Below are 4420 nucleotides of genomic sequence, written 5' to 3' on the forward strand. Positions count from 1 at the left end.
CGGGACGCGCCGCGTCGTGAGCACGGCCGGCGATCGGCCGGGCGGCCGGGCGGCCGGGCCGGACCACAGCCGTGGTAATCGTCTCAACGTCCGTCATGGACAGGCGGCGGTCCCAGGTGAAACAACCTCGGGTAGACCGAAGCGAGAACGAAGGGGGAACGGGTGGCGCCCACGGTGAGATCCAACCCGCTGCGGGATCCACGTGACCGCAGATTGCCCCGGCTGCCGGACGCGAGCGCCCTCGTGGTGTTCGGTGCGACCGGCGACCTGGCCCGCAAGAAGCTGATTCCCGCCGTCTACGACCTGTTCAACCGCGGGTTGCTGCCGCCCGGGTTCGTGCTGCTCGGATTCGCGCGCAGGGACTGGTCGGACGGCGACTTCGCCGAATTCGCCCGAGAGTCCGCCGAGAAGGGGGCGCGTACCCCGTTCCGGGAGGAGGTCTGGGACCGGCTGGCCGGCTCCGTCCGCTTCCTGCCGGGCTCCTTCGACGACGACGCGGCCTTCGACCGGCTCGCCTCGACGCTGGCGGACCTGGAGCACTCCCATGGCATCGGGGGCAACGCCGCGTTCTACCTGTCCGTCCCGCCCTCGGCGTTCCCGGTCGTGCTCAAGCAGATGCAGCGCACGAGCCTGTCCTCGGCGGCGGCCTCGGGCGGCTGGCGCCGCGTCGTCATCGAGAAGCCGTTCGGGCACGATCTGGCCTCGGCCCGCGACCTCAACGCCCTGGTCGACGACGTGTTCACCCCCTCGGGGGTGTACCGGATCGACCATTACCTGGGCAAGGAGACGGTGCAGAACCTGTTCGCGCTGCGGTTCGCGAACAGCCTGTACGAGCCGATCTGGAACTCGCAGTTCGTCGACTCGGTGCAGATCACCATGGCCGAGGACGTCGGCATCGGCACCCGCGCCGGCTTCTACGACGAGACCGGCGCCGCCCGCGACGTGCTCCAGAACCACCTGCTTCAACTGCTCGCCCTCACCGCGATGGAGGAGCCGGTCAGCTTCGGCCCGGAGACGATCCGCACCGAGAAGCTCAAGGTGCTGCGCGCCGTCTCGCTGCCCGCCGACCTTGCCCGCTTCGCCGTGCGCGGCCAGTACGAGCAGGGTTGGCTCGCCGGGGAACGGGTTCCCGGCTATCTCGACGAGAAGGACATCCCGCCGGATTCCCGGACGGAGACGTTCGCCGCGGTGCGCTTCGGCATCGAGACCCGCCGCTGGGCCGGGGTGCCGTTCTACCTGCGGACCGGCAAGCGGCTACCCCGACGGGTCACCGAGATCGCGATCGTGTTCAAGAAGGCACCGCACCTGCCCTTCGACCAGACCGACACCGCCGAGCTCGGCAACAACCAGCTGGTCATCAGGGTGCAGCCCGACGAGGGCGTCACCCTGAAGTTCGGCTCCAAGGTGCCGGGCTCGGCGATGGAGGTCCGCGACGTCGCGATGGACTTCCTGTTCGGCGAGGCGTTCACCGAAGCGCTCCCCGAGGCCTACGAGCGGCTCATCCTCGACGTGCTGCTCGGCGACGCGACGCTGTTCCCGAACAACGCCGAGGTCGAGGAGTCCTGGCGGATCATCGACCCGCTCGAGGAGTACTGGGCGAGCACGACCCCGCACCGCTACCGGGCCGGCAGCTGGGGGCCGGCGGCGGCGGACGAGATGCTCGCCGCTCACGGCCGCCGGTGGCGGCGGCCGTGAGCGGGCCCGCCCGTCGGCGCCCAGCCGGCGTCCACCCACTCCTGCGGACGGATAGGAGCCCCTCGTGACCACGCTGTGGGACACCACCGGTTCTGAGGTGGTCAAGGCCCTCTCCGCCGAGCGGCGGGCGGCCGGGGCGTTGGCCTTCGGCCTGGCGCTCACCCTCGTCGCCGTCGTCGACGAGAAACACGTCAGCGAGGCGGAGGGCGCGGCGACGCTCGCGGCCTCCGCCCACCCGTGCCGGCTGCTCATCGTCGTGCGCCGGCAGATCGAGTCGCCGCACCCGCGGCTGGACGCCGAGGTCTCGATCGGCGGCCGGCTCGGCCCTGGTGAGGCGGTTGTCATGCGGATGTCGGGGCGCCTGGCGCTGCACGCCGAGTCGGTCGTGCTGCCGCTGCTCGCCCCGGACGCCCCGGTCGTCACCTGGTGGCACGACGAGCCGCCGACCCGGATCGCCCACGACCCGCTCGGCGTCTTCGCCGACCGCCGCGTCACCGACGTCACCGCCGCCCCCGAGCCGCTGTCCGCGTTGCTCCAGCGGGCGGCGGACTTCGCCCCGGGTGACACGGACCTGTCGTGGACCCGCCTGACGCCGTGGCGGACCCTGCTCGCCGCGGCGTTTGACACGGTCACCGACACGCCGGACTCGGCCGTGATCACCTCCGGGCGGGCCAATCCGAGCGCCCAGCTGTTCGCCGGCTGGCTGAAGAACAAGCTCGGCATCCCCGTCACCGTCGAGGAGGTCGGAACCCGCCCCGACGTCACGAAGGTAACCGTGTCCCTCGACGGGTCCGAACTCGCGATCGCCCGGACCGACTCCCGCACGGCGACGATCTCCCGGTCCGGCTATCCGGACCGGGTGCTGCCGCTGCCGGGACGCGGCGTCGGCGAGCTGCTCGCCGAGGAGCTGCGCCGGCTCGACGACGACGAGGTCTTCGGCGAGGCCCTGGGCACCTACAGCGGCCTGCAGAACCTCGGCGCCCGCTCGCCGCACCGCGAACACATCTGGCGTGACCCGATGGACAAGTCCCTGACGGTCGCCGGCACGGCCCCGCCCTCCGGCGAGGCAAACGCCGCCCAGGCCGGGGCCACCCCGACCGGGGCCGCTCAGACCGGGGCCGCCAAGACCGAAGCCACCAAGACCGGGGCACCGTCCTCTGCCGGGAGCACTGCGACCGTCGGCCGGTCGGGTTCCACCGCCCGGCCGGGGCGGCCGAAGGCCGGCGGGGCATGACGGCGGAGCCGCAGCTCGTCCCGCACCGCGACGCCGGCATCCTCGCCCGCGCCGCCGCCGCCCGGCTGATCACTCGCCTGATCGACGGGCAGGCCGCCCGCGGCGAGGCGTCGGTCGTCCTCACCGGCGGCGGCATCGGCATCGCGCTGCTGCGCGCGGTCCGGACCAGCCCTGCGGTCGACGCGGTGGACTGGTCCAAGGTCGACATCTGGTGGGGCGACGAGCGGTTCGTCGCCGCGGACTCGCCTGACCGCAACGATCGGCAGGCCCGCGAGGCACTGCTCGAACACATCCCGGTGAACCCCAGACGGGTGTTCCCTATGGGCCATCGCGCGGCCCAGACCGCCGGCGGCGTCGCCGAGGGCGGCTATGCCGACCCGGAGTCCGCTGCGGCGGCGTACGCAGCCCTTCTCGCCGGCCGCGCGGCGCCGGGCGCGGTGTTCCCCGTGTTTGACGTGGTGCTGCTCGGTCTCGGCCCAGAGGGGCATGTCGCGTCACTGTTTCCGAACTCGCCGGCCATCGTGGCCACGGAACCGGTGGTGGCCGTGCACGACTGCCCGAAGCCGCCGCCGGAACGCGTCTCCCTGACGCTGCCGACGATCCAGTCCGCCCGCGAAGTGTGGGTGGTCGTCGCGGGCGAGGAGAAGGCCGAGGCGGTGGCCGCGTCGTTCTCCGGAGCCGGGCCGATCGACGTCCCGGCGACCGGCGCCGTCGGCCGCGAACGCACCCTCTGGCTGGCCGACCGGGCGGCCGCCTCCCGACTGCCGACCCGCGGCTGAGCCGCCGGCGGGGCCCGGGATGGCCGAGGCGGCCGGGATGGCAGGGACCGCCGCTCAGGCCAGGATCCGGGTCTTGCCGCGTTCGAACTCGACGTCGCTGATGATGCCCTGGTCGCGTAGGTCCGCGAGCTTGCCAAGTTCGTCGGCGTTGCTTGCTGGGGCCGCGGCCCGCTCGAGGTACGCCCGCCACGCCCGCTCGTCGCGCTCCGCGGCAGCGCGGCTGCGCTCGTGCATGCTGCCGCCGCGGACGATGAGGTAGGCGATCACACCGAGCCAGGGCAGCACGACGATCACAGCGGTCCAGGCCGCCTTCGCCCAGCCGGACAGATCCGGACTGCGAAACACATCGGTGATCACCGTGAACAGCAGGAACAGCCACAGGACGAAGGCAAAGAACCAGACCATGTAGAGAAACACGCTCAGCAGGGGGAAGTCGGGATCCACCGCGGCACCTCCAGTCAGTACCGTCGCCCCGGTCCCGGGGCACGGTCACCGACCCGCGCGGGGGCTTGCGGGCCGAGACCCGGGTCATACCCGCCCGCGACCGCCCCGCCATCGCCCCCGGTCACCCATCGGGGGTGAAAGCGTCCGCCACGCGATGACCCGGAGCGGGCGGGACCTGGCCGTCTACACCCCGGGGCAGCTACCGCCCGGCGGCGACGCCTTGGTGGGCATGGCCTGGCTGCTGGGCCGGCTACTTGGTGGGTGGGCG

Annotated in this window: 4 protein-coding genes; 3 read left to right on the plus strand and 1 reads right to left on the minus strand. The window is 72.7% G+C overall.

Annotated elements, in window-relative coordinates; genetic code table 11:
- Positions 1–162: 162 nt before the first annotated feature.
- From zwf to pgl, 3 genes are all read left to right on the plus strand, one after another.
- Positions 163–1695 carry a glucose-6-phosphate dehydrogenase gene (gene zwf / locus G6R25_RS21970; RefSeq protein ID WP_163554412.1) on the plus strand — a complete coding sequence of 511 codons (1533 nt, stop codon included), beginning with the start codon at positions 163–165 and terminating at the stop codon, positions 1693–1695.
- 64 nt (positions 1696–1759) lie between these two features.
- Positions 1760–2929, plus strand: a complete 1170-nt coding sequence (locus G6R25_RS21975; protein ID WP_163554413.1) for a glucose-6-phosphate dehydrogenase assembly protein OpcA — start codon at positions 1760–1762, stop codon at positions 2927–2929.
- Positions 2926–3708, plus strand: a complete 783-nt coding sequence (gene pgl / locus G6R25_RS21980; protein WP_163554414.1) for a 6-phosphogluconolactonase — start codon at positions 2926–2928, stop codon at positions 3706–3708. The genes G6R25_RS21975 and pgl overlap by 4 nt, the downstream gene beginning before the upstream one ends.
- A gap of 54 nt (positions 3709–3762) precedes the next feature.
- On the opposite strand, the gene G6R25_RS21985 is transcribed toward pgl, so the two are convergent.
- Positions 3763–4152 carry an SHOCT domain-containing protein gene (locus G6R25_RS21985; protein WP_163554415.1) on the minus strand — a complete coding sequence of 130 codons (390 nt, stop codon included), beginning with the start codon at positions 4150–4152 and terminating at the stop codon, positions 3763–3765.
- Positions 4153–4420 lie beyond the last annotated feature (268 nt).

The organism is Candidatus Frankia alpina, from assembly GCF_902806485.1.
GTDB lineage: Bacteria > Actinomycetota > Actinomycetes > Frankiales > Frankiaceae > Frankia > Frankia alpina.